At 35.0% G+C, this 25816-nt stretch carries 26 protein-coding genes and 1 tRNA gene; 24 read left to right on the plus strand and 3 right to left on the minus strand.

The window, feature by feature from the left end; genetic code table 11:
• Nucleotides 1–2 precede the first annotated feature (2 nt).
• The 5 genes from APF76_03820 to APF76_03840 all read left to right on the plus strand — a co-directional run bounded on the left by APF76_03820 (nt 3) and on the right by APF76_03840 (nt 5140).
• Entirely contained in the window at nt 3–1340 is a 1338-nt protein-coding gene (locus APF76_03820; protein ID KUO52175.1) for a potassium transporter TrkA, read from the plus strand.
• Nucleotides 1341–1481: 141 nt separating this feature from the next.
• Complete coding sequence (locus tag APF76_03825; protein KUO52176.1) at nt 1482–2204, plus strand: hypothetical protein; 723 nt, start codon at nt 1482–1484, stop codon at nt 2202–2204.
• 16 nt (nt 2205–2220) lie between these two features.
• Complete coding sequence (locus tag APF76_03830) at nt 2221–2949, plus strand: hypothetical protein (protein KUO52177.1); 729 nt, start codon at nt 2221–2223, stop codon at nt 2947–2949.
• Between the two features lie 93 nt (nt 2950–3042).
• A complete protein-coding gene (locus APF76_03835; protein ID KUO52178.1) occupies nt 3043–4284 on the plus strand; it encodes a hypothetical protein in 1242 nt (413 codons plus the stop codon).
• Nucleotides 4285–4534: 250 nt separating this feature from the next.
• Nucleotides 4535–5140: a hypothetical protein gene (locus APF76_03840; protein ID KUO52179.1), complete on the plus strand. Its 606-nt coding sequence runs from the start codon at nt 4535–4537 to the stop codon at nt 5138–5140.
• A gap of 242 nt (nt 5141–5382) precedes the next feature.
• Here the strand turns inward: APF76_03840 and APF76_03845 are convergent.
• Nucleotides 5383–5459: transfer RNA gene (locus tag APF76_03845), tRNA-Arg, on the minus strand.
• Nucleotides 5460–5640: 181 nt separating this feature from the next.
• On the opposite strand from APF76_03845, the gene APF76_03850 reads away from it, so the two are divergent.
• The 11 genes from APF76_03850 to APF76_03900 all read left to right on the plus strand — a co-directional run bounded on the left by APF76_03850 (nt 5641) and on the right by APF76_03900 (nt 15457).
• The gene (locus APF76_03850) at nt 5641–6264 is read left to right on the plus strand and encodes a hypothetical protein (protein KUO52180.1); all 624 of its coding nucleotides are present in this window, start codon (nt 5641–5643) and stop codon (nt 6262–6264) included.
• Nucleotides 6265–6292: 28 nt separating this feature from the next.
• On the plus strand, nt 6293–7543 hold the full coding sequence (locus APF76_03855; GenBank protein KUO52181.1) for an adenosylhomocysteinase: 1251 nt from the start codon (nt 6293–6295) through the stop codon (nt 7541–7543).
• Nucleotides 7544–7616: 73 nt separating this feature from the next.
• Nucleotides 7617–8726, plus strand: a complete 1110-nt coding sequence (locus tag APF76_03860; GenBank protein ID KUO52182.1) for a succinyl-CoA synthetase subunit beta — start codon at nt 7617–7619, stop codon at nt 8724–8726.
• 1 nt (nt 8727) lies between these two features.
• Nucleotides 8728–9612 (plus strand): succinyl-CoA ligase [ADP-forming] subunit alpha, encoded by an 885-nt coding sequence (locus APF76_03865; protein KUO52183.1) that lies wholly within the window; start codon nt 8728–8730, stop codon nt 9610–9612.
• Nucleotides 9612–11288: a methylmalonyl-CoA mutase gene (locus APF76_03870; GenBank protein ID KUO52184.1), complete on the plus strand. Its 1677-nt coding sequence runs from the start codon at nt 9612–9614 to the stop codon at nt 11286–11288. The genes APF76_03865 and APF76_03870 overlap by 1 nt, the downstream gene beginning before the upstream one ends.
• A gap of 21 nt (nt 11289–11309) precedes the next feature.
• Nucleotides 11310–11702, plus strand: coding sequence for a methylmalonyl-CoA mutase (locus APF76_03875; GenBank protein KUO52185.1), 393 nt, complete (start codon nt 11310–11312; stop codon nt 11700–11702).
• 99 nt (nt 11703–11801) lie between these two features.
• Nucleotides 11802–12203, plus strand: a complete 402-nt coding sequence (locus APF76_03880; GenBank protein ID KUO52186.1) for a methylmalonyl-CoA epimerase — start codon at nt 11802–11804, stop codon at nt 12201–12203.
• A 17-nt stretch (nt 12204–12220) separates the two neighbouring features.
• Nucleotides 12221–13060, plus strand: a complete 840-nt coding sequence (locus APF76_03885; protein KUO52187.1) for a fumarate hydratase — start codon at nt 12221–12223, stop codon at nt 13058–13060.
• 13 nt (nt 13061–13073) lie between these two features.
• Entirely contained in the window at nt 13074–13634 is a 561-nt protein-coding gene (locus tag APF76_03890; GenBank protein ID KUO52188.1) for a fumarate hydratase, read from the plus strand.
• Between the two features lie 2 nt (nt 13635–13636).
• Entirely contained in the window at nt 13637–14809 is a 1173-nt protein-coding gene (locus APF76_03895) for a malate dehydrogenase (protein KUO52189.1), read from the plus strand.
• 75 nt (nt 14810–14884) lie between these two features.
• Nucleotides 14885–15457, plus strand: a complete 573-nt coding sequence (locus APF76_03900; GenBank protein KUO52190.1) for a hypothetical protein — start codon at nt 14885–14887, stop codon at nt 15455–15457.
• Between the two features lie 408 nt (nt 15458–15865).
• On the opposite strand, the gene APF76_03905 is transcribed toward APF76_03900, so the two are convergent.
• A complete protein-coding gene (locus APF76_03905; protein KUO52191.1) occupies nt 15866–16258 on the minus strand; it encodes a hypothetical protein in 393 nt (130 codons plus the stop codon).
• Nucleotides 16259–16433: 175 nt separating this feature from the next.
• Between APF76_03905 and APF76_03910 the strand changes: the two genes are divergently transcribed.
• From APF76_03910 to APF76_03940, 7 genes are all read left to right on the plus strand, one after another.
• Nucleotides 16434–17405, plus strand: a complete 972-nt coding sequence (locus tag APF76_03910) for a hypothetical protein (protein KUO52192.1) — start codon at nt 16434–16436, stop codon at nt 17403–17405.
• The gene (locus APF76_03915; protein KUO52193.1) at nt 17402–18511 is read left to right on the plus strand and encodes a CoA protein activase; all 1110 of its coding nucleotides are present in this window, start codon (nt 17402–17404) and stop codon (nt 18509–18511) included. Before APF76_03910 ends, APF76_03915 begins: the two co-directional genes overlap by 4 nt.
• Entirely contained in the window at nt 18489–19451 is a 963-nt protein-coding gene (locus APF76_03920; protein KUO52194.1) for a 2-hydroxyglutaryl-CoA dehydratase, read from the plus strand. Before APF76_03915 ends, APF76_03920 begins: the two co-directional genes overlap by 23 nt.
• A gap of 73 nt (nt 19452–19524) precedes the next feature.
• The gene (locus APF76_03925) at nt 19525–19956 is read left to right on the plus strand and encodes a Fur family transcriptional regulator (protein ID KUO52195.1); all 432 of its coding nucleotides are present in this window, start codon (nt 19525–19527) and stop codon (nt 19954–19956) included.
• A gap of 137 nt (nt 19957–20093) precedes the next feature.
• Nucleotides 20094–20660, plus strand: coding sequence for a GTP cyclohydrolase I (locus APF76_03930; GenBank protein ID KUO52196.1), 567 nt, complete (start codon nt 20094–20096; stop codon nt 20658–20660).
• Nucleotides 20661–20939: 279 nt separating this feature from the next.
• Complete coding sequence (locus tag APF76_03935) at nt 20940–21137, plus strand: hypothetical protein (GenBank protein KUO52197.1); 198 nt, start codon at nt 20940–20942, stop codon at nt 21135–21137.
• On the plus strand, nt 21115–21876 hold the full coding sequence (locus APF76_03940) for a 5'/3'-nucleotidase SurE (GenBank protein ID KUO52198.1): 762 nt from the start codon (nt 21115–21117) through the stop codon (nt 21874–21876). Before APF76_03935 ends, APF76_03940 begins: the two co-directional genes overlap by 23 nt.
• Before the next feature lie 7 nt (nt 21877–21883).
• Here the strand turns inward: APF76_03940 and APF76_03945 are convergent, their stop codons facing one another.
• Nucleotides 21884–23413 carry a hypothetical protein gene (locus tag APF76_03945; GenBank protein KUO52199.1) on the minus strand — a complete coding sequence of 510 codons (1530 nt, stop codon included), beginning with the start codon at nt 23411–23413 and terminating at the stop codon, nt 21884–21886.
• Nucleotides 23414–23652: 239 nt separating this feature from the next.
• Between APF76_03945 and fusA the strand changes: the two genes are divergently transcribed.
• Nucleotides 23653–25692, plus strand: coding sequence for an elongation factor G (fusA, locus tag APF76_03950; protein KUO52200.1), 2040 nt, complete (start codon nt 23653–23655; stop codon nt 25690–25692).
• The last annotated feature ends 124 nt before the right edge of the window (nt 25693–25816 follow it).

Genomic DNA, 25816 nt, shown 5'->3' on the forward strand with positions numbered 1-25816 from the left:
TTATGAAAACAATTATTATTGGTGCTGGCAAGGTGGGATTTAGTATAGCTCAGATTCTAAGTTATGCTAATCATGACGTTGTTGTAATAGAAAATAATAGTGAGAGAAAGCAAATTGTTGAGGAACACTTAGATGTTCAAACAATTCTAGGTAGTGGAGGCAGTATTTCTACTTTACAAGAAGCTGGAATATGTGATGCACAACTGCTTGTAGCGGTTACTGAATATGATGAATTGAATATGATTTCTTGCTTGTTAGGAAAAAAGCTCGGCGTAAAGAAAACAGTTGCAAGAGTTAGGAACCCTGAATACGCTGATAACAATCAAGTATCAGCTGATTCCCTTGGCATAGACCTAGTTATCAACCCTGAACAGGTTACTGCAGAAATGGTTGGAAAACTTGCTGAAGTACCAGAAGCAATAAATGTTGATTATTATGCTGACGGTAGAGTTCAAATGGTTGAATTACAACTTACGAAAGATTCCCCAGTAGCCAATAAACAGCTTAAAGATATTAAATTCCCAAAGCCAAACCTAATCGTTGCTATATTACGTAATGAAGAAATGATAATTCCTCGTGGTGACGATCAATTAAAACCAGATGACCTTGTATTTGTTCTTGCTGAAACCACCAATATGGTCGCTATTGAAAAGGTTTTAGGAAAAGAGAGGATTAAAACTGAAAATGTTACTATTTTAGGTGGAGGAAGAATAGGTTTTTATCTTGCACAATTATTAGAAAAAAAAGGCTACACAGTTAAACTTATTGAAAAAAATATTGAAATATGCAAGCAAATATCTCAAAAACTAACGAATACCCTTGTTTTACAAGGAGATGGCTCTGATATAACTTTGTTAGAAGAAGAAGAGGTTGGACAAACAGACTTTTTCGTAGCAGTTACAAATGATGATAAAGTTAATTTGCTTGTTTCTATAATTGCTAAACATTTAGGTGCTAAAAGGACCATCGCACAAATTAGAAGAACAGAATATGTTCCACTTGTAGAAAAGGTTGGAATAGACATTGCTATTAGCCCAAGGCTCTTGACTGCTGGTGCAATCCTTCGCTTTATACGTAAGGGTGATATTGTCTCCGTATCTTTAATAGGTGGTGCAAAGGCTGAGATGATTGAACTTATAGCACAAACCGATTCAAGAGTAATTGGTAAACAATTAAAGGACTTAAAATTCCCTAAGGATGCAATAATTGGCGCAGTAGTTCGAGGAGAAGATGTTATTGTTCCTACTGGTAGAGATAGTATTAAACCCTGTGACAGAGTTATTGTTTTTGCTTTGCCTAAAGCAATATCAAAAGTTGAGAAATTTTTTACACAAACTTAAAGAGATACACAAGAAACAGCAAATACCCGACCTATATTAACTATAGTAATGGACAAGCTATTATTTTAGATGTTTTAAATTTTTACTTTTTTATTTAAACCCTGTTATAATGTGTTCAAGAGAAGTTTTTGAGGTGAAACAATGATTGAAAATCCATCTAACCCTTGTTTAAAAGATTTATTAAATGAAAAGCCTATAGTTATTTCACAATTACTACTAATGTATTATGCAGAAGTAGATATGGATGAAATTGAATTAGCTGTAGTTATGCAATTAATAAGGTTTAGAGATTGTTTAGGACAAACTTACCCTACAATTGATGAACTTAAGACAGTTATGACATTAGGTAGTGATCAAATCAGGTCAATCCTAGCGCGTCTTATAGAGAAAGGTTTAGTTGCAGTAGTGCATTCACCTGTTGAAAGTAATCATGGTAAAAGCTCTTATGTTCTTGAACCCTTATGGGATAGGTTGTTAACTGCATGGCAAAAATCTAAAACAAAAAAATTAGGCATTCCTTCCCAATCTGATAGTTTAAAAAAGGTATATGGTACTTTTGAGAAAGAGTTTGGTAGATATTTATCTCCTATTGAGAGCAGCAAAATAGTTCAATGGTGTTCTACTGATGGTTTTTCAAGTGAAATAATACTTGAAGCTTTAGAAAGATCTGTTTTACAAGGAGTATTAAGTTTCAAATACATTGATTCGATTTTAAAAACATGGGAAACGCAGAACCTAAAAACCATAGAAGAAATCAACAATTATGAAAAAAAGTATAAAGAACGAAGAAAAAATAATAAGAATAGTAATCCGAAGCAAAACCAAAAACTGCAGGATAAATATTCGGAAATCTATGTTACCTAAGAGGTGCTTTTTCTAAATGTATCAATGTGAAAAATGTAATGATAGGGGTATTGTTCTTCATAAAGGAACAGCATATAGGTGTGGCTGTTGGGCTCAAAGAATGCTAGATTTAAAAATTAAAAGGGCTAATTTAGGTACAAACTTTCAAGATGCAAAGTTCTCAAATTTTAATTTTAAGTACTATCCTAATACAGTACCTTCAGAAGGTGAGAGTACCTATAAAGAAAGAGCTACAAAGGCTTTGTCTGCTGCCAAATGCTTTGTCAATGATGTAAAATTAAATACTGTTAAAAAAGGCTTGTTTTTTTGTGGTCCTGTAGGAAGTGGAAAAACATTTTTAGCATCATCTATAGCTAGGGAATTAGCTTTAAGTAATCAGGATGTTCTTTTTGTGGTAGTTCCCGATTTTCTTGATTCACTAAGATTCACATTCGATAAGGGAGAAGATGGAATGACAGAAAAAGAACTAATGGATGTGGTCTGGCATATTCCTGTCTTGATTCTAGATGATCTAGGAGCTCATAATTATACTCAGTGGACTCTTAATAAGATTTATTCCCTCTTAAATTATCGTCTAAATCATGAATTGCCTACAGTAATAACATCTAATCTATCTCTCAATGAATTGGAAAATATGTTAGGCGATAGAACATGCTCAAGAATTATTGCCTTATGTAATATATTTAGACTACTAGTACCAAAAGATATAAGATATATTCAAAGTTTAAATAATATGTCAACCTAGAACCCCGATAGGGGTTTTTGCTTATTTTTAATCCCATTTTTTCATTTTTTCCATATGCTATAAAAAAAGCTTTGTTCATAATGGGAGGAAAAAATGAAAGCACCAGAAATGATTAAAGTTAGGATGAACTTTCCCAAAGAATGTTTATTAGATTTGCATTCATCTTTAAAAAAGGAATTGTTTAAGAAAAACTTCTTGTCAAAGATAAAACCCAAAGAAAAAGTAGGTATTAGTGCAGGAAGTAGGCATATAAAATCAATTAGTACAGTTCTTGAAACCTTAATAGACGAAATTAAAAAAGTTGGTGGTGAACCTTATATTCTAGCTGCTATGGGAAGCCATGGTGGAGGCTCTATTTCAGGTCAATTAAAGGTTCTAGATAGTCTAGGAATAAATAAAGATAATTTTAATGTTCCTGTTGTAGGAGGAGTAGACACTACTATCCTAGGTTATTTAGATAATGGTGTGCCTGTAAATTGTTTAAATCACTTTTTAAAAATGGATAAAATAATTGTGTTAAATAGAATTAAGCCTCATACTTCCTTTAGGGGTGAAATAGAGAGTGGCTTATTGAAAATGTTAACCATAGGACTAGGAGGTCCTGTTGGTGCAAAGTATGTCCATCAAAACTGCAAAGGAAACATGTCTCAAATGATTCAAAAGGTGGGTCTGCACATTATTAGATCACTTCCGATTATCATGGGAGTTGCTATAATAGAAAATGCTTATAAAGAAACATATAGAATAGAAGTAATTTCTCCCGAGAGCATTCTTGAAAGAGAAAAATCCTTACTTGAAATAGCACGAAATATTATGCCTAAATTGCCTTTTGAAACTATTGACTTACTAATATGTGATGAAATGGGTAAATGCTATTCAGGTACTGGAATGGATACAAATATAATTGGCAGACTGAGAACCCACAACGGCAACTTCAACAACAATCCCTATATAAAAAGAATCCTCGTTTTAGATTTAGCCGAAGCATCTCAAGGCAATGCTAATGGAGTAGGACTCGCAGATTTTGTTACAAGAAAACTAGTAGATAAAATTGATTTTTATTCTACCTATTTAAATTGTTTGACTACTGGTTTCTTACAACGAGCTATGATTCCAATTATTATGAATACTGATAAAGAAGCTATATATACAGCACTAGAAAGTATTATCGGCAATAACGAAACTAATCCTAGAATAGTGAGAATAAAGAATACATTAGATTTAGAAAACATTTGGGTATCTAGAGGGTTTATTAATGAAATCGAGGAATTAAAGTTAGAAATTGATGGTAGCTGGCAAAGTTTTACCTTTACCAATAATGGCACTTTATTGTAGGATGATAGCCATATAGAGCAAACCTATGCATGCGTCATATTAAATTGTGAAATAACGAGCAATCGGAAGGAAATTAAAGAAAAACTTCAACAAGTATCAAACCTTTCACTAATTTATAGTTTTCGGATGCCACAAAAAGGTTGAAAACATAGATTAACCAGAGTATAATTACGGTGAAATGAAGCTTTCATACGGTGAATGGAAGTTTTGCATGGTTAAACCGTTAAAATCTCTGGGGGAGGGGATCTTGATGAATCAACTACAGGTGCCCGTTGGCATTTCTAACAGACATATTCACTTAAATAAAGTGGATTTAGAGAAATTATTTGGTGAAGGCTATGAATTAACTAATATTAAAGACCTTGTTCAAACAGGTGAGTTTGCAGCGGGTGAGACAGTAACAGTAAAAGGTCCTAAGGGAAGTATTGAAAAAGTACGTATACTTGGCCCTATTAGATCAACAAGCCAGGTTGAAATATCAAGAACTGATGGTTTCAAATTAGGTATTAATGCTCCTGTTAGAGAATCTGGTCAGGTTGATGGAAGTCCAGGATGCATACTTGTGGGACCACATGGGGAAGTTGAGTTAAATAAGGGAGTTATCATTGCTGACCATCACATTCATATGTCACCCAAAGATGCAGATGTATTTGATGTAAAAGATGGTGATAGGGTTAGTGTTCATGTGGAAGGTATTAGGGAGTTAACTTTCCATAATGTATTAGTTAGAGTTAAACCGAGTTTCATTTTGGAATTTCATATAGATACTGATGAAGCAAATTCATGTGTTGTAAAAAATCATGATATGGTAACAGTACTTAATAAAGTTGCTAAACTCAGCGATCTAACTGCATAAACATAATTGGTTACAGTAAAACCTACCATCAAAGCATGGTAGGTTTTTTAATACAATATAATTTATCCGATGACTATCGCCACTAGCCTTGCATGGGTTCAGCTATGTCAACAAGTTGACAAGTTTCACTCCAAGACTCCTATCTTCTACAAGTAGGAGATAAGTGGCGCTACGTCCCTGGATAACGGATTCTAAAACTCAGATGTAGTCAAAACTCCACCTGAGTTCAAGAATCCTGTTTATGGCGTGCCCGACAGGATTCGAACCTGCGACCTCCGGACTCGGATTCCGTCACTCTATCCGACTGAGCTACGGGCACATACCTATATTAAGTATATATTAGTAGCTATACTTAGTCAAATGCTCGAAATGCTTACAATTACCTGATTGCTCTACAAAGCATATAGGTATACTAATACATTATAGGTTCAATATATTGCCCTAAGCTTTTTTATGATGTAATATAATCAAAAAGGTATATTTATGACAGGGAGATAGTCGTGAGTAAAATAACCAATCAAAATCATAATTTAGAAACAACTTTAAGAATTGCTATTGAAAACTTTCAAGTGAAGGATCCATCTGAAATGTCCTGGAAAAGTAAATGTAGTTTTAACACGGAAAAAAAGACTTTTATGGTTCCCTTTATGAGGAAAGATTTTTGCGTTAGTTATCCTAGTGGAGAGATAGACTTTTGTAACAACTCTGAGGAAGTTCCTATCATATGGAAAATATTGATGCTTCATTATTTAGTTAGAGCTACTGGAACCCCTTTGACTGGAAATAGTATATCTTACAAAGAATTGCCAGGTGGAGATATTTATTTTAATCCTTTTAAGAAGAGAACTATTTTACCCTTCTTAAAAATATTTGGTACTAATCCACGAAAACTTTTAGAAATTACTGAGTCCATTGGTGGTGTAGTAAGTAACATGGGGGACTATAGTGTAACCATAAATGTGTTACCACGTATTCCAATCACTTATGTTTTATGGGAAGGTGATGATGAGTTTCCTCCGAATGCAACAGTTCTCTTTGATGAAACTGCAAAAGAATATCTACATACAGAGGATTTTGCATTTGTTGCAAGTCTTACAGTTTATGAAATGGCAAAAATGTTTTAATAAAATATAGATAGGAGTGTTGTTATTAATGAAAGAATCCATGATTAGAGATATAGGTTTGGCTCCTCATGGTCAAAAAAAATTACAATGGGTGAAGAACCATATGCCTATTATGAATCAGTTGGAAAGTGACTTTTTTCAAAACCAGTACTTTAAAGGCCATAAGGTAGTAGTTTGTTTGCATCTCGAAGCAAAAACAGGCTATTTAGCACAAGTTATAAAAGCTGGAGGTGCAGAAGTAGCCGTAGTAGCCAGTAATCCTCTTTCAACTCAAGATGATGTAGTAGCAGCTCTTGTACAGGATGGCATAAAAGCCTATGCATGGCACGGTGCATCTGATGAAGAATACTCTGAACATTTAAATGCTGCTCTAGATTTTAGGCCAGACTTAATAATTGATGATGGTGGCGATTTAGTAGCGCGTATACATAAAGAACGTCCGGAACAAATTAAGGAAATTATTGGGGGATGTGAGGAAACTACTACTGGGATATTACGATTAAAGGCTATGAGTAAGGAGAAGCAATTGAAATTTCCGATGATGGCAGTTAATGATGCTTACTGTAAATATTTATTTGATAATAGATATGGTACTGGTCAATCTGTGTGGGATGGACTAAACCGCACCACTAATTTAGTTGTTGCTGGTAAAAATGTAGTTGTTATTGGATATGGATGGTGTGGCAAAGGTGTAGCTATGAGAGCAAAGGGGTTAGGAGCTAAGGTAATAGTTACAGAAATTGATCCAATAAAAGCAATAGAGGCACATATGGATGGTTTCAAGGTTATGACAATGCAGGAAGCAGCAGGTATTGGTGACTTTTTCATCACAGTTACTGGAAACTGTAATGTTATACGAAAAGAACACTTCCTGAAAATGAAAGATGGAGCTATTTTAGCTAACGCAGGACATTTTGATATAGAAATTTCTAAAATTGATCTAGCAGAAATTTCTAATGAAAAAAAGACGGTTAGGCCAAATGTAGAGCAATATTGTATGCAAGATGGTAAAAGCATTTATCTATTAGCTGAAGGTAGGCTTGTTAATCTAGCTGCGGGTGATGGCCACCCAGCTGAAATTATGGATTTAACATTTGCAATACAGTCCTTATGTCTTCAGTATGTTATGAATAATAAAGATAATTTAAAAGGAGATGTGTATCCTGTACCTTATGAGATAGATAAGAAGGTTGCTAACCTGGGTCTTAGTACTTTAGGTATTAAAATTGATTCTTTGACTAAAGAACAAATTAGTTATTTAGAATCTTGGGATGCGTGATGTATTAAAGGAGTTCTTTAGGAACTCTTTTTTCAAAAATAATTGTTAAATAAATGATAGGGGAGGCGTTACCATGAAACTTCAAGAGTATCAAGGCAAGAATATCTTTAGAAACTATGGTATTGAAGTACCCAGGGGTAAAGTTGCCAGAAGTCAAGCCGAAGCATTTGAAATAGCTAAAGAGCTTAAAGAAACTGTTTTAAAGGTACAGATTTTATCTGGCAAAAGAGGGAAAGCCGGTGGAATCCAATTCGCATCAAGCCCAGATGAAACACTAATTAAAGCAAAAGATTTGCTTTCTACGAATTTTCTGGGCTTTAACGTTGAGCATTTACTAATTGAAGAAAAAATATCTATTGAAAAAGAATATTATGTTGCGGTAACTTATGACTACAAAATGAAATGTCCGGTTATGTTAGTCTCTGCTCAGGGAGGTATGGATATAGAGGATGTTCCTGAAGCATTAATCATTAAAACTTATATTAAACCAAATACAAGATTAGAGCAATATCAAGGAAGAGAAATAGCTGTTAATACTGGTATTAAAGGTAAACAAATTAATATATTTTCATCATTACTTGTTAAATTAATGGACATTTTTTTAGATTGTGATGCAGAACTTGTTGAAGTTAACCCATTAGTTCTTTCAAAGGAAAGATTTATTGCTGCCGATTCAAAGGTTGTTATTGATGATGATGCACTCTTTAGGCAAACTGATTTGCCTCATAATGATGAAAAAACTGAAGTGGAACGAAAATGTCATGCAATTGGACTTTCCTATGTAGAACTAGATGGTGATATTGCTATTATGGCTAATGGCGCAGGAATAACCATGGCAACATTAGATTTGATAAATCATTATGGAGGAAGCCCTAATAATTTCTTAGATGCTGGCGGTGGGGCAAATGAGGAACAGACAAGAAAAGCCTTAGAATTATTGATTTCCACTAATCCAAAGGGAATTTTCATAAACATCTTTGGAGGCATCACTAGGACAGACGATGTTGCTAGAGCTTTTCTTAAGGTCAAAGATCAGCTCGAAATTAACGTTCCAGTGGTAATCAGGCTAGTTGGTACTAACCAAAAAATTGCTCTGGATTTACTTCAATCTGCTGGAATCGAAGCTTTTTCTGATATGGAGCAGGCTGCCAAAACAATTGTACAAAAGGTGAGGGGGTACTAAAATGGCTATTCTTTTAAACAAGGAGTCTAAAGTTCTTATACAAGGTATTACAGGTAATCAAGGCTCATTTCATTGTAAACAGATGTTAGATTATGGAACAAATATTATTGCTGGTGTATCTCCTGGTAAAGGCGGTAACACAGTACATGATGTTCCCGTATATGATAGTGTATCTATGGTCAAAAATCATCTAGGTAAAATTGATGCCAGTATTTTATTTATCCCCGCTTCCTTTGCTAAAGATGCTGCACTTGAGGCTATAAACAATCATGTATCCATGATTGTGTTAATCACCGAACACATTCCATTAAAAGATGCTACATACATAATGGATGCAGCAAAAGATAGGGGAACCATTGTTTTAGGGCCTAATACATACGGGATTATCAGCTCAGGTTTATCTAAAGTTGGAATTATGCCAAGTCAATATTTTCAGCCAGGACCAGTAGGCGTTGTTAGCAGAAGTGGTACATTAAGTTACGAAATCGTCGGAAATCTTTACAATAGTGGATTAGGCACTTCCACAGTTGTTGGCTTAGGTGGAGATAGAATAATAGGATTAAATTTTCCTGAAATTCTAGAAGAATTCCAGAAGGATTCTGAAACTAAGATCATTGTACTAATAGGGGAAATTGGTGGTAGTGCCGAAGAAGATGCCGCTGAATATATAAAGGGTAATGTTACTAAGCCTGTTGTAGCTTATCTAGCAGGTAAAAGTGCCCCTCCAGGTAAAAGGATGGGGCATGCTGGAGCAATTATAGAGAAAGGAATGGGTACTTTTGAAGCTAAGGTTAAAGCATTAGAGAATGTAGGTGTTTTTGTTGCTTCTGAGCCTTCCCAAGTACCTATCTTAATAAGAAAGAATCTTCAACTAGGAGGACAGTAATGATGAGAGAAGATAAAAAACAAGCCTTGTCAGAGAAGTTTAAAACCTGGACAGAAAAAACTGATAAGTTTGTTTTAAAAAGACCAGAAAGAAAAAGTAATTTTCTTACAGATTCTAACATTCCTGTTCAGAGGACTTACACACCTCTTGATTTGGAGGAATTTGACTATTTAGACCAATTGGGTATGCCTGGAGAATATCCATATACCCGAGGTGTTCAACCAACAATGTATAGGGGGAGAAATTGGACCATGCGCCAGTATGCTGGCTTTGGAACTGCTGAAGAAACCAACAGTAGATTCAAATTCTTATTAGAGCAGGGGCAGACGGGGCTTAGTGTAGCTTTTGACTTGCCTACTCAAATAGGCTATGACTCTGATCATTACCTCGCAATGGGTGAAATAGGTAGAGTTGGTGTTGCAATAGACTCTTTGGCTGATATGGAAATCCTATTTGATGGTATTCCCTTAGATAAAGTAAGTTGTTCCATGACAATTAATGCTCCTGCTGCTATTTTGCTTGCGATGTATGTAGCAGTCGCTGAAAAACAAGGAGTTTCGGCAGAAAAAATATCTGGTACAATTCAAAATGATATCTTAAAAGAATATGTTGCAAGGGGGACATATATTTTTCCTCCTAAAGAGTCTATGAAGTTGATTACAGATATCTTTGCCTACTGTTCAGAAAACGTTCCCAATTGGAATACAATCAGCATTAGCGGTTATCATATTCGGGAAGCGGGTTCAAATGCGGTTCAGGAAGTAGCATTTACCCTTGCCAATGGCATTGCTTATGTGGAAGCTGCTGTTAATACAGGTTTAAATGTAGATGAATTTGCTCCACGTCTATCTTTCTTTTTTAATGCCCACACGAATTTTTTTGAAGAAGTCTGCAAATTCAGAGCGGCTAGACGGCTCTGGGCTAAAATTATGAAAGAAAGATTTGGTGCTAAGGATCCAAAATCTTTGATGTTAAGATTCCATACTCAAACCGGCGGGAGTACATTAACAGCTCAACAACCTGATGTAAATATAATGAGAGTTGCTTATCAAGCCCTAAGTGCTGTTCTTGGGGGGACTCAGTCCTTACATACCAACTCTAAGGATGAAGCTTTAGCCCTGCCAAATGAACACTCTGTGCGTATTGCCCTAAGAACTCAGCATGTAATTGCTGAGGAAATAGGTGTTACAGATACTGTAGATCCCCTTGCAGGATCTTATTACATTGAAAAGCTTTCAAACGAGATTGAAGAGAAGGCTTATGAATATATTAAGCAAATTGATTTATTAGGTGGATCACCAAAAGCAATTGAAGAAGGATTTATCCAGAAAGAAATACAAGAGAATGCTTATAATTATCAAAAACTTATTGAAAACAACAAGAAAGTGGTTATTGGAGTTAACAAATATGTCATTGAAGAACAACCTCCAACAGATTTACAAAAGTTAGATCCAGAAGTTGCACAAAGACAGTTGCAAAAGCTACATAAGGTTAAAGAAAACAGGAATTCGGATAAAGTAGCCGCCTCACTAGATAGCTTGAAGATAGCTGCTCAGGGTTCAACTAATTTGATGCCTTTTATTGTAGATGCAGTAAAAAATTATGCTACTCTAGGAGAAATGTGTGGGATCCTTAGAGAGGTTTACGGTGAATATGAACAAAAGATCAATTTTTAGTACAGGAGGTTACATTAGATTATGGATAAACACATTCGAGTTCTAATTGCTAAGGCTGGATTAGATGGCCATGACAGAGGAGCCAAAATAATTGCTCAAGCATTAAGAGACGCAGGGATGGAGGTAATATATACAGGCCTTAGACAAACCCCTGATCAAATAGTACAAACAGCTTTGCAGGAGGATGTTCAGGTAATCGGTATAAGCTGTCTTTCTGGGGCCCATATGTACTTAATGCCACCCATAGTTGAAAAACTTAGAGAAAATGAAGCTTCTGAAATCATTGTATTAGGGGGTGGGGTAATTCCAGCAGAGGATATTCCTGACCTAAAAAAGCTAGGAGTTAAAGAAGTATTTACACCAGGAACTCATACTTCAAAGGTTATAGAATTTATAAAAAATAACGTTCTATAATAGCTGACTATCATGTTAGCTCAGATTACATCTTACTTACTAATTTATGCTAAGGAATATCAGATTATGTTGAAACTAGATAGTATGAGGAGTGATTATATGATCAGCAAAATTGATCATGTAGGAGTAGCTGTAAGTAATTTAAATGAAGCGAAGAAGCTTTATGAAGAAGTTTTTGGATTAGAAGTTTCTGGTACTGAAGTAGTTGAGGAGCAAAAGGTTAAGGTTGCCTTTATCCCGACTGGAAGTAGTAAGATTGAATTGCTTGAAAGCACAGATCCAGATGGACCAGTTGCAAAATTTATAGAAAAAAAAGGCCAAGGAATTCAACACCTTGCACTAAGAGTAAACAATTTGGCAGAAGCTCTTGCAGAAGTTAAGGGTAAGGGAGTTCGTGTAATAGATGAAAAACCAAGATATGGAGCGGGAGGTGCAAAAATAGCTTTTTTACATCCTAAAGATACAAATGGTGTACTGATTGAGCTTTGTGAGAGGGAATAATTTTGGAGGGGATGCTAATGAGAGAAATTGAATTTAACAAAATAGTGAATGCAATTTCTGCACTATGTATTAGAATTAACTATGAATTAGAAGAAGATGTTGTGAACAGCTTTACCAATTCAATAGAAGGAGAAAAATCTCAGGTTGGAAAAGAGATTTTGGAGTTATTAATAGAAAATGCAAGGATAGCCAAAGAGGAACAGGTTCCTATGTGTCAAGATACTGGAACTGCCGTTGTATTTATAGAGCTTGGTCAAGACGTGAACATTACAGGAGGACCACTAAATAGAGCAGTTGAAGAAGGTATTCGTAAAGGATATTTAGAAGGTTATCTACGCAAATCAATGTGTAATCCTTTTACAAGAGCTAACACAGGTGACAACTGTCCCCCCATAATTCACAGCCAGGTTGTACCTGGTGATAAACTTTCAATTTCAATTGCAGCAAAGGGCGGCGGGAGTGAAAATATGAGTCGGCTTGCTATGCTTACTCCATCTGCAGGAATAGATGGCATAAAGAAGTTTGTAGTAGATACTGTAGATCAAGCAGGTCCAAATCCTTGCCCACCACTTGTAGTCGGAATTGGTGTAGGAGGAAACTTTGAAACGTGTGCAATATTAGCAAAAAAAGCTCTGATGAGAAAATTTGGTGAACCTAGTAAAGATGAAGCTGTTGCAAAAATAGAAAAAGAATTGTTATCTGAGTTAAATGAAACAGGAATTGGCCCATCAGGTTTTGGTGGTACAACTACAGCTATAGGAGTGCACATGGAAGTGATGCCATGCCATATTGCAAGCTTACCAGTTGCTGTTAATTTAAATTGTCATGCAGCACGTCATGGGAAAGTTGATTTATAGAGGAGGTTAAAGCATGGGAGATATTAGAATTACTACACCCATGGATACAGAACAAGTTCTTAAACTAAAATCAGGTGACAAGGTATTGATTTCTGGAACTATTTATACTGCTAGAGATGCAGCTCATAAAAGATTAATTGATATGATAGAAAAAGGCGAAAAACTTCCATTTGATATTCGTGGACAGATAATATATTATGTTGGACCTACTCCTCCAAAACCCGGAAAAGTTATAGGGTCTGCTGGACCAACAACTAGCATTAGAATGGATGCTTATGCACCCACTTTATTAGAGTTAGGGTTAAAAGGAATGATCGGTAAAGGCCTACGATCTCAGAAGGTAAAAGATGCTATCATTAAGTATAAGGGTGTCTATTTTGCTGGTGTTGGAGGAGCAGCGGCGGTTATTTCTAAATCAATAGTTAGTGCAAAAGTAATTGCCTTTGATGAGCTAGGTACTGAAGCTATTAGAGAATTAGTTGTAAAGGATTTTCCAGTTGTTGTTGTCAATGACTGCCATGGAAGAGACTTATATATAGAAGGAAGAAAATTATTTTTGAAAGGTGGTAATTAATTATGACAATTCAAGAAGAAGCTCTTAAGCTCCATGAGGAAGCAAAAGGAAAATTAAGTATAGTATCTAAAGTTCCTGTGAATAACCAAAAAGATTTAAGTTTAGCATATACTCCAGGGGTAGCTGAACCATGTAAAAGGATAGCTGAAAACCCTGAGGAGTCATACAAATATACTTCCAGAGGAAATATGGTTGCTGTTATTACTGATGGGACTGCTGTGCTTGGCTTAGGTGACATAGGGCCATTAGCTGCAATGCCAGTAATGGAAGGAAAATCTGTTCTTTTTAAAGAATTTGCAGGTGTTGATGCAATCCCCATTTGCTTGGACACCAAAGATCCAGAAAAAATTATCGAAACTGTAAAACTTATTGCACCAAGCTTTGGTGGTATAAATTTGGAGGATATAGCGGCTCCAGCTTGTTTTATCATTGAAGAAAGGTTAAAGGCAGAGCTTGACATTCCTGTGTTTCATGATGATCAGCATGGAACTGCAGTAGTAGTTATGGCTGCTCTACTAAATTCCTTAAAGGTCGTTAAAAAGGAAATTGCTGATATTAAGATAGTTGTATTGGGTGCGGGATCGGCTGGAATAGCTATTGTGAAACTCTTACTTGGACTAGGTTTAAAGAATGTTATTATGTGCGATCGTAAGGGTTCAATATACAAGGGTAGAGATAGTTTAAACCCTGCAAAAGAAGAAATTGCCAATGTAACCAATTTAGAAAAGTATCAGGGTGATTTAGAAGGAGCACTAGTTAACTCAGATGTCTTTATAGGAGTTTCAGGGCCTGGTTTGGTATCAAAAGATATGATTGCAAAAATGGCCAAAGATTCAATTATAATGGCAATGTCAAATCCAGTACCTGAAATAATGCCTGATTTAGCTAAAGAAGTTGGTGCAAAAGTTATATGTACTGGAAGGTCTGATTTTCCTAATCAGGTCAACAATGTCTTAGCATTTCCAGGAATATTTAGAGGTGCTTTAGATGTTAGAGCTAGTGATATAAATGAGGATATGAAATTAGCAGCTGCTTATGCAATTGCTGGTTTAATAACAGATGCAGAATTAAAACCTGAATATGTCATACCTGAAGCCTTTGATGAAAGGGTTGCAAGGGCCGTAGCCAATGCTGTATCTGAAGCAGCTAAAAAAAGTGGGCTGGCACGTATTTAGAAAATGTTAATTAGTAATTATATATTTCCTCCCTGCATAGACATGTATTAAAGCTTGTCTACAGGGAGTTTTTTTATGGATATCGTTATATCTATTGTAGTCGCTTTAGTAATAGGTATTTTGCCATTAAAAAAGTTATTTGCATTTTACTTTTTTTCCTACGAAGATTTATACATGAAACACTATGATTTAAAGAAGTGCTATGATATATGGGGCCATATTTCTTATATTTTGCCCTTATTAGATTTCTTAAAAGGGCCTATGTTATACTATGTTTTAAAGATTCTTAATATCCAGGCTAGTCCACTTGTAGCAATTATTCTTATTGTCCTATGGAAGGTCAACCCCCTGAAGGATTTCTTCCTTGGAAGAGGTATGAGTTTTTTTATGGGAATATCGTTAATTATCAATATTGAAATCTTTAGGCTTGTAATACTAATATATCTATCTTTATTAATTCTAAGTCGTTACCAAAGTATAGCTAGCTTTTTAACAGGTATTCTAGCAACTCCTGTGGTCTTTCTCAACACTAGTTTTACATTAATTGAGTTAACAGTAGTAATAATATGTTCAGGGCTTGTTCTTATATCATATAAAAGTTCGTTTTACCAGATATTTAATAAGAGATTTTTTCACCTTTCCCAGTAACTTGAATAAGATAATAGAGAACTTCAATCAAGGAGGGGAAGGACATGAAAGTATATTTTATTCCAGTTCCAAATTTTCTAAAAGGTTTTCTTAGAAAAATTTTAAAACAATGATAAACAGGATTCTTTATTCAGGTGGAGTTTTGACTCCATCTAAATATTTAGAAACCGTTATCCAGGGGCTTAGTACCACTTATCTCCCACCTACGCCATTAGGTCTAGCATTGTGATTTTTGCAATGCGTAGAAATACCAGTGCAAAGCAAGAGGTGGGAGTCTTAATGGTAGTTAGCCATCGGATAAAAAGTTGGCTTGAGCCAGTACATGTGTGGCGCCAAGTATAAGTTATCTCTGATAGTGTAAATAAAAGGGAGGGCAGTTTGTATAAGCTGCCCTCCCTTTTATTAGATTTATTTTTCTGACACTCCAAAAATACCTCCAAGAGCTCCTGCCACTAGACATAATCCTAACTGCTTAGAAATTGCTCCAAGAGTTATGGCTGTTCCATCAAAGATTGCAATTATGCCTGTCAGAACAAAAAATGCTAAACCAACACTGGCTCCAAATAGAAGACCCTTTGCTCCAACACTTCTAGCTGTAACACGCCCGCCCCAAAAAACACTAACTACTATTATCACAGCAGACAAAGCAGAAAGCATGGTTTCCTGCATTGGAGTGAAGAAAAAGATTATACCAAGAATTACTGAAAATGCTATTGCAAGTATGATACTGCTGAGCAAACCATTTAAAATAGGATGAAATTTAAAGGTATTGATTTTTGGTATATTTTTAAGAGATGGCATTTTAAAACCTCCCTAAAACATATTTTGTTAGATTGTATGCTTTAAATCAATAATTATGCTTTTTAAATCTTAAATTCACTAATTGATTGAGAGGTTTTTTATTATTTGATGTCGAATTCAATATGTAATTTATATTATATAAACTTATTAAAATATCTTTTGGAGGAGCTAGTCTATGAAAATTGGATACCCAGCAACACTAACTTATTATTCTCATTTTCCATTATGGAAAAGCTTTTTTATGAGCCTTGGGCACGAGGTGATTACTTCTCCAAAAACATCAAAAAATATTTTGGAGAGTGGTGTTAAAGATACAGTTACAGATGCATGTATCCCTATTAAGATACTCCATGGACACGTTAGTTCCCTAAAAGAAAAGGTTGATGTTATCTTTATCCCAAGAATGGTAAGTATTGTTAAAAACGAAACCTTTTGTCCCAAGTTTTTAGGTCTACCAGAAATGGTAAAATACTCCATAGATGATCTTCCAGAAATTATGTCTCCCCAAATTGAGTTAAAAAGGGGATTTTGGCAAATTTATAAAGTCTTAAAATCTGTAGGGTTACAGTTAGGGGCAACAAAAAATCAGGTTTTCAAGGCAATAATAGTAGCTATGAAAAATCATTTGAAATATCAAAAGTTATTACTTGCTGGTGTTTTTCCCAGAGAAGCAATAGATATTATAGATGGAATAAAAACCCCTAAGTTTAGTGAGCCAATCAAAAGTATTAATCTCGCTGTTTTAGGCTATCCATATCAAGTCTATGATTCATATATTACTGTAAACCTGTTAGAAAACCTTGAAAAGATGGGTGTTAACATCTGGACTTGTGAAATGGTATCAGATAAAACACAAAAAAAATATAAAAATCTACTTCCAAAAAAGTTATTCTGGTATTACAGTAATTTGGTTATGAGGTGTACTTATTACTACTTAACGGAAAAGAAGGTTGATGGCATTATTCATATAACTGCTTTTGGTTGCGGTCCTGATGCAATGCTGGATAAATTAATGGAATTAGAATCTAAAAGCCACAAAGTCCCATTTATAAACATTACAATTGATGAACATACTGGAGAGGCCGGAATCCTTACAAGGTTAGAAGCTTTTATAGATATATTAAAAATACGGAGGGGTTATAGTTGAAAGTTTCATTTCCACGCATGGGAACTTCACATATAGCTTTTAAGCATTTCGTTGAAAGATTAGGTCACGAAGTTATCATTCCTCCTACTCCTAGCAAGCAAACTTTAAGCTATGGGGTTCAGTATTCACCTGAATTTGCATGCATACCATTTAAGGTTCTTCTGGGTACATATGTAGAAGTTCTAGAAAAAGGAGCTGAAATGATTATTTCTTCTGGTGGCCATGGCCCTTGTCGAGCGGGACTTTATGGAATGCTACATGAGAAAATATTAAAAAATGCTGGTTATGATTTTGAAATGGTTACTCTAGATGCTCCTCTTAGAAATTTAAAGGATTTTATAAGTAAAATAAACCGCATTATCAAACCAAATAAAATTGGTTGGTATCAGTTTTACCAAGAATTTAAATTCGGCTGGGCTAAACTTAAAGTTTTAGATGAAGTTGACGCTTATTCACATAAAATCAGACCATACGAGGTAAAAATAGGACAAACTACAAAACAATTTCAAGCAGTACTAAAGTTGATAACCGAAGCACAGACAATAAATGAAATAGATGAAGCAAAACACCAAAGTCTGAAACTATTGGATTCTGTAGAACAAGATAGAACAAAAACACCCCTCAAAGTAGGAATAATAGGAGAAATATACGTTGTAATAGAGCCCTTTATGAACTTTGATATCCAAGTTTTACTTGGGGAGATGGGAGTTGAAACACACCGTTCCATTTACTTAACCCAGTGGACAAAAGACAATGTAGTAACTGATCAAGGAGAATTAGATGTAATAGCATGTGCACCTCCGTATCTAAATCAAAAGATTGGTGGCCACGGTATAAATTCCATAGGAGAAACTGTACTATATTCAAAAAAAGGGTATGATGGAGTTATACAATTAGCTCCTTTTACTTGTATTCCAGAAATTGTTGCAAAAAGTATAATGCCTCAGGTTTCTAAGGATTTCAGAATTCCAGTCCTTTCTTTAACGATAGATGAGCAAACTGCAAGAGCAGGAGTTCAAACCAGGCTTGAAGCATTTATTGATTTAATGCTACATCAAAGGTCTGCCAAAGGAGGAAACCCACGTGAAGTGCTTATTGGGAATTGATGTAGGATCTGTAAGTACAAATATTGTAGTTTTAGATGAAGATCTTCAAGTTGCAGATTCTCTTTATTTACGAACTCAAGGCAACCCTATAAACGCCATTACCAAGGGCCTTAAGCTTATTGAAGAAAAGCTACCTAACAATGTTGAAATAATAGGTGTAGGAACTACGGGTAGTGGCAGGATTTTAGCAGGTGTTATTACTGGGGCCGATATAATAAAAAACGAGATTACTGCCCATGCAGTAGCGGCATCTATGGAGGTTCCAGATGCACAAACAGTAATAGAAGTTGGTGGTCAGGATTCTAAGATCATTATTTTAAGAGATGGAATAGTAGTAGACTTTGCAATGAATACGGTATGTGCCGCAGGTACTGGATCTTTCTTGGACCAACAAGCATCACGCCTAGGAATACCTATAGAGAATTTTGGAGCGATGGCATTAAACGCTACTGTACCGGTTAGAATAGCTGGTAGATGTACGGTTTTTGCTGAATCCGATATGATACATAAGCAACAGATGGGCCATAAAAAGGAAGATATTATTAAAGGATTATGCGACGCCCTTGTAAGAAATTATTTAAACAATGTTGGAAAAGGAAAAGAGATATATCCGACCATTGTGTTTCAAGGAGGTGTAGCTGCTAATAAAGGGATTCATAAAGCCTTTGAAGATCAACTTAAAAAGGAAGTTATTATTCCTACTCATTTTGATGTTATGGGTGCCATTGGTGCAGGACTGCTTGCCTTTCACCATATTAAATCACACAATAGAGGTTCCAAGTTTAAAGGGTTCCAGGTTTCCGATTTAAAATATGAAACCTCTAGCTTTGAATGTACTGGATGCTCAAACCTCTGCGAAGTAATAAACATTACAAACAACAATGACGTTATTGCTAGGTGGGGTAGTAGATGCGGTAAATGGGAAACACTAGTAACTTAAAAAGATTACTAAGTCTACTGATTAAAGAACTTACGTTCTTTGATAAGTAAATACGTATAAAGGAGTAACTAAAGTGAAACAGTCTTTAGAAGTAATTTGTAAAAAACTACAAGGAAAGGACTATAAACTCACTCCGCAACGGAAAATTATTCTAAAAGTATTTTTGGAAAATGAACAGGATCATCTTAGTGCTGAAGACATTTATCAAATGGTAAAACATCATTATCCAGAAATCGGTCTCGCCACAGTATACAGAACCCTCGATTTACTAGCAGATATGGAAGTGCTACAGAAAATGAATTTTGATGATGGCAAGGCTCGTTATGAATTCTCTAGTCACAATGAGCACCATCATCACCACTTAATCTGCTTAAGATGTAGCAAAGTAATTGAATTTAATGATGATTTACTTGATGTGTTGGAAAGAGCAATTTCCGAGAAAAAGAACTTTGACGTAATCAATCATGAATTAAAGTTTTTTGGTTATTGTTCAGAATGCAAATAGTACTGAGGCTTATGCCAAATATTACAGTCTTGGCATAAGCCAATTTTTTTTGTAGTATGTTTGAATTATTAAAAGCATTTCTGGTATAATACAACATGCAAGCATAATAAAGACATACGACTTAGGAGGTTAAAATAATGGACAGAGAAAAAATAGCTAAAGGTGTCAGACTAATACTTGAAGCAATCGGAGAAGATCCGCAACGAGAAGGCCTTCTAGACACTCCTGACAGAGTTGCAAGAATGTATGAAGAAATTTTTTGTGGCCTTAAACAGGATGCTGACAAACACCTAAATGTACTATTTAATGAAGACCATGAGGAAATGATTCTCGTAAAGGATATTCCAATATATTCTATGTGTGAACATCACCTCTTACCTTTTTATGGTTACGCTCATGTTGCTTATATATCAAAAAACGGTAAAGTAACTGGTTTAAGCAAGTTAGCTAGAGTAGTAGAAACCTTTGCAAAAAGACCTCAATTGCAAGAAAGATTAACTAGTCAGGTAGCTGATACACTTATGGACAAGCTAACCCCTCGTGGTGTGATGGTTGTGATTGAGGCAGAGCATATGTGTATGACAATGCGAGGAATAAAAAAGGCCGGTTCTATGACACTTACTAGTGCTGTAAGAGGAATTTTTAAGACAAATGAAGCTACTAGAGCTGAAGGCTTCTCATTAATTAGGGGAGGCCGACATTAACGTATCCAATTTTAGTGGAGGCATCAAAAAGTGGAATCTAATGATAAATTAACAATGATTGCATCTCTAACTATTCAAGAAAGTGACGATTTTTATAAAATAGTTGACTTTCTAAATAGGACTCTAAAAGAGCAAGGAGTATTGTTTGGTTTAAAAAAAATTAAAGATGAACCAAAGATGACTCTATATATTTATAAACTATAAAGTTACACTAATACAACCTCTCTTTCATATGATAAAGCAAGCAAAACAGTCTTGGCTTTTTTGGGGGAGGTTAGAGTGAAATTTTTGGAATGTTGTTTTATATGTCATAGGGACTTAAACAATGAAGAGTGGCAAATACTTGTGGTATATAATCAAAGTGTAGTGTTAAGATGTCCTCACTGTAAATCTATTCACAACTGCTCTGCTGACGGAACAGTATTAATATACAACCATGAATCAGGAGGAAACGATGCAAATTCTTATAACCAATGATGATGGGATAGAAGCCTTAGGAATAAATGAACTTCGAAAGGAGCTCAGTACTCTTGGAAGTATAACAGTTGTAGCACCCGATAGAGAAAGAAGTGCATCAGGACACGGAATTACCATCCACAAACCTTTAAGAGTGCATAAAATGGACTATGAGAATTGTACTGCCTTTGCGGTTTCTGGCACTCCTGCTGACTGTGTAAAACTTGCAATACAAGAACTTATGGAATTGCCACCTGACATAATTGTTTCCGGAATTAATTCTGGCGCCAATTTAGGAACAGATGTATTATATTCGGGTACTGTGTCTGCAGCCTTTGAAGGAATTATCGCAGGCATTCCCTCAATAGCAGTTTCTTTAGCATTGAATAAAAAAAGTAATTATAGTATGGCTGCACAAATTACTTCTAAAATCATTCAAAAACTTTTAAAAGAAAGACTTCCAGAAGAAACAATACTTAATATAAATGTACCTGATATTGAAACAGACAATAATATTGAATTTGAAATAACAAAACTCGGTATTAGAAAATATACAGATTCAATTGAAAAGCGAATTGATCCTAGAGGTTACGAGTACTATTGGGTAGGTGGTCAGGTAATTGATATTGAGTGTACAAAAAATGATAAAATTTGTACCGATATTAGCGCAATTGTTCAAAATAGAGTTTCTATTACTCCAATTCATCTCGACCTAACAAATTATAGGATAATTAATGAGTTATTAACTTGGAATTTTTAATAACTTATTAAATTTTTCTATATTGTTTTATATCGGCGAAGGATACAAGCCCTAAGACAAATAAACAAGCTGTATACACTCCAATTCCCACAAGCAAATTCAACATTGTAAAACCAAGGTTATTGCCCCATATCGCAAGATAATGACTAGAGGTAATCATAGTAAAAAGCATTATTATAACAGCAATAGTTAATAGAACCAACTTTTTATAATTAACATTAAGCTTAACATAATTAAGTAAATATATCATATTTAAGCTTGCAACTACCATGGCACTTAGGTTAAATGCAATTGCAGTTCCTTTTATACCTAGGGTTCCAGTTAGCAGGTAAATTCCAGTAAGATTAATAGTTGCACCAATGACAGAATGCAATAGTAGTATATACATTTTGCCCATACCTTGAATAATGCCCGTTGAAGTCTGTTGTAAATAAATAAAAAGCGCTCCCATAGCCAAATATTTTAATGGTATACCCGCATTAGGTGTATTGAAAATTGTTTCACATAATTTTCCTGGAATAGTATAAAAAACTATCACCCACGGACTGCCAGCTAATACTGTTATTTTTAATGCTGTCATTGCTCTTTTTTTTACAAGCTTCAGGTTGTTTGCAGCCATAGCTTCTGATATTGCTGGAACCATTGTTATAGCTAAGGATACAGTTATTATTGTTGGTAAACCCAATAGAGTCATAGCTATCCCTGTAAACTGTCCAAACAAATCAGTTGCTTCTCTTACTGAAAAACCAGCAACCTGTAGTCTGTTGGGTATAATTATAGCTTGAGCAGTAAATAGTAAACCAATTACTGCTCTATTTAAGGTTAATGGAATAGACAAGTTGTAAATATTTTTTATTATTTCCCAAGTACTACCCTCGTATTTATTTCCGATAGAAATCTGCTCAGTTTTTTTATAATAAATTATCAGAATTATTAGACCTGCAATTTCTCCCATTACTGTTCCTACTGCAAGCCCAACTATTGCGTATTCTAGGCCATAGGGTAATAATGCCATTATTGTGCCAACACCAAAAATAAATCGTATTATTTGCTCTATAACAGTAGATAGGGCAGATGGAAACATCATTTTTAGTCCTAAAAAATAACCTCTATATGCCGAACTGAAAGCAACAACAATTAATGCAGGTATAAGTGCCATGTAAGCCCAATATACTCTTGTATCTGAAAAAAACATTTTAATAAAATATGGCGCCCCTAACCAACTAATGATGGAAATAGTCATAGAGGAGATAAGTAAAACTCTCAATGCAACCGTAAATATTTTTTTTGCTTCACTATGTTGTTTCAAAGCTATATGTTGAGATATTAGCTTTGATAGTGTTAAGGGTATTCCTGCCGTGGTAAGCAAAAGTAGAAATGTAAAAGGGGGAAGGACCATTTGAAATAATCCTATTCCCTCAGAACCAATTAGACGTATGGTCCAGACACGATAAACAAAACCTAGCATTCTATTAATAAAACCAGAAGCTGTAAGGATTAGAGCTCCAAATGCCAAAGAAGTATATCTTTTTTTCAAATTTTATCCTCCAAGAAGTAGTAATATCTATATATATATTATTTTAGAAGTAAAAACAGTATGTTTTATTTAGCATAATTGTTTAATTTTAGGAAAAACTTATTGAGAATGACTCATAAAAAAATAATTGTAACATTTTTTAAAAAATATAAAGGATTTTACTAATAAATCGAAAATATTAATACTAATGTCCATTTTTCGATTTTATTAGTCAAAGTACAAGTTTAAGGAGGAGGCATATGAAAGTATATTCTGCAAACAAAATTCGCAATATAGGGATAATGGCTCACGGTGGTGCCGGAAAGACTTCTCTAGCAGAAGCAATGCTATATAATTCCGGAGCTGTTAAAAGACTAGGAAAGGTAGACGAAGGTAATACTACTACCGATTACTTACCTGAAGAAATCGAAAGGAAAGTTACTATTACTTTAGCATTAGCACCTTGTGAGTGGAAGAATACCAAAGTTAATTTAATTGATACACCAGGATTCATCGATTTTGTTGGTGATGTAAATAGTGCTTTAAGAGTAATAGATAGTATGATTGTTACCGTATGTGCTGTAGCAGGGGTAGAGGTTAGAACCGAAGCAGTCTGGGAGTTCGCAAATGAGCGAAACATGCCACGGATTTGCTTTATCAATAAAATGGATAGAGAGAATGCAGATTTTTATAGAGTTCTTGATGAATTAAAAGATTCTTTTGAAAACAGAATAGTTCCACTACAACTACCTATTGGAAGTGCGGAAAGTTTTTCCGGAATCGTAGATTTGGTTACAATGAAAGCATATAAATATGATGATGGAAAACCTATTGAAATTGATATTCCTGAAGATCTAAAAGAACAAGCTGAAACCTATAGAGAAGAGTTAGTTGAAGTTGTCGCGGAAAGTGATGACGAACTTTTGATGAAATATTTAGAAGGTGAAGACCTAACACCAGAAGAATTCGCAGCTGCCCTTAACTCTGGTGTCAAAAATGCACAATTTATTCCGGTAGCATGTGGTTCAACATTAAATAATATGGGAATTACAAATCTTTTAGACTATACTGTGGAATGTATGCCATCCGCAGAAGAAGCTTTAAATAAATCAGAAGAAGAATTAGCAAAAGAACCCTTTAAAGCTATAGTCTTTAAGACAATTGCCGATCCTTACGTAGGAAAAGTTAGTTATTTTAGAATTTATAGTGGAGTATTTATTCCAGGCAACTCATATCACAATATAAATAAAGAAACCGATGAAAAAGTTAATAGCGTGTTTGTTATGAGAGGTAAGCAGCAGGAACAGGTTGAAAAAATGATGCCTGGAGATATTGGTGCTTTAACTAAGCTTGCCAAAACTGAAACATCTGATACTCTTTCGGTTAAAGGAATTAATGAACCACTAGATGGAATAGAGTTTCCTAACCCTACTCTATCCTATGCAATTAGTCCTAAAAGTAAAGGTGATGAAGACAAGTTAGGTAATGCAATTTCAAGAATTTTAGAAGAAGACAAAACTCTAACTCTAGAAAAAAATATTGAAACAAAAGAAACAATTTTAAGTGGAATGGGTGACCAACACTTAGATATAGTTATAGAAAGACTTCAGAATAAATATGGAGTTGGTGTGGAAAAAGATACACCTTCAGTTCCTTATAGAGAAACCATTCGCTCTGCAGTAACCAAAATAGAAGGCAAACATAAGAAGCAATCAGGTGGAGCTGGTCAATTTGGTCATGTATATATTGACATGGCACCGCATAGAGACGATGATTTTCTTTTTGAACAGACAATTTTTGGTGGTTCAGTTCCTAGGAACTATATACCAGCCGTCGAAAAAGGTGTACAAGAAGCTATGCAACAAGGGGTTCTGGCAAAATATCCAGTTTCAAACATTAAGGTGACCTTAACAGATGGATCTTACCATCCTGTTGATTCAAATGAAATGGCATTTAAAATTGCAGGAAGCCTTGCCTTTAAAAAAGCCATGGAAAAAGCAGATCCCATTCTACTCGAACCTATTATGAAGGTTGAAGTTACTGTTCCAGAACAGTTTATGGGTGACATCATGGGTGATATGAACAGTAAAAGGGGAAGAATACTTGGAATGGAAGCTAAGGGCAAAAGCCAGGTAATTAAGGCTCTAGCGCCATTATCAGAAATGTATAGATATGCAATTGATCTTAAATCTATTAGCCAAGGCAGGGGTACATTTACCATGGAGTTTAATAATTACGATCCGGTACCTGATCACTTAGCTGAAAAAGTAATAGCAGCTCGAAAGACGGCAGAGGAGTAAAATATATGGAGTCTTGGACAATAGTCTAAGACTCCATTTTAAAAGATTTCATTATCCTAGCTGGTATTTGCCCAATCTAAGGCTAAAAAACGAAAAATTATAATATAATAAAACTGGTACACTT

Origin of the sequence: Desulfitibacter sp. BRH_c19 (assembly GCA_001515945.1) — a bacterium.
In the GTDB taxonomy this organism is placed as follows: Bacteria; Bacillota; DSM-16504; order Desulfitibacterales; family Desulfitibacteraceae; genus Desulfitibacter.

Coding starts and splice junctions, on each gene's coding strand:
- APF76_03885 (KUO52187.1), top strand. CDS start 12,221: ATGAGAGAAATTGAATTTAACAAAATAGTGAATGCAATTTCTGCACTA.
- APF76_03820 (KUO52175.1), top strand. CDS start 3: ATGAAAACAATTATTATTGGTGCTGGCAAGGTGGGATTTAGTATAGCT.
- APF76_03940 (KUO52198.1), top strand. CDS start 21,115: ATGCAAATTCTTATAACCAATGATGATGGGATAGAAGCCTTAGGAATA.
- APF76_03870 (KUO52184.1), top strand. CDS start 9,612: ATGATGAGAGAAGATAAAAAACAAGCCTTGTCAGAGAAGTTTAAAACC.
- APF76_03905 (KUO52191.1), bottom strand. CDS start 16,258: ATGCCATCTCTTAAAAATATACCAAAAATCAATACCTTTAAATTTCAT.
- APF76_03880 (KUO52186.1), top strand. CDS start 11,802: ATGATCAGCAAAATTGATCATGTAGGAGTAGCTGTAAGTAATTTAAAT.
- APF76_03860 (KUO52182.1), top strand. CDS start 7,617: ATGAAACTTCAAGAGTATCAAGGCAAGAATATCTTTAGAAACTATGGT.
- APF76_03855 (KUO52181.1), top strand. CDS start 6,293: ATGAAAGAATCCATGATTAGAGATATAGGTTTGGCTCCTCATGGTCAA.
- fusA (KUO52200.1), top strand. CDS start 23,653: ATGAAAGTATATTCTGCAAACAAAATTCGCAATATAGGGATAATGGCT.
- APF76_03890 (KUO52188.1), top strand. CDS start 13,074: ATGGGAGATATTAGAATTACTACACCCATGGATACAGAACAAGTTCTT.
- APF76_03840 (KUO52179.1), top strand. CDS start 4,535: ATGAATCAACTACAGGTGCCCGTTGGCATTTCTAACAGACATATTCAC.
- APF76_03875 (KUO52185.1), top strand. CDS start 11,310: ATGGATAAACACATTCGAGTTCTAATTGCTAAGGCTGGATTAGATGGC.
- APF76_03895 (KUO52189.1), top strand. CDS start 13,637: ATGACAATTCAAGAAGAAGCTCTTAAGCTCCATGAGGAAGCAAAAGGA.
- APF76_03930 (KUO52196.1), top strand. CDS start 20,094: ATGGACAGAGAAAAAATAGCTAAAGGTGTCAGACTAATACTTGAAGCA.
- APF76_03830 (KUO52177.1), top strand. CDS start 2,221: ATGTATCAATGTGAAAAATGTAATGATAGGGGTATTGTTCTTCATAAA.
- APF76_03835 (KUO52178.1), top strand. CDS start 3,043: ATGAAAGCACCAGAAATGATTAAAGTTAGGATGAACTTTCCCAAAGAA.
- APF76_03825 (KUO52176.1), top strand. CDS start 1,482: ATGATTGAAAATCCATCTAACCCTTGTTTAAAAGATTTATTAAATGAA.
- APF76_03900 (KUO52190.1), top strand. CDS start 14,885: ATGGATATCGTTATATCTATTGTAGTCGCTTTAGTAATAGGTATTTTG.
- APF76_03910 (KUO52192.1), top strand. CDS start 16,434: ATGAAAATTGGATACCCAGCAACACTAACTTATTATTCTCATTTTCCA.
- APF76_03865 (KUO52183.1), top strand. CDS start 8,728: ATGGCTATTCTTTTAAACAAGGAGTCTAAAGTTCTTATACAAGGTATT.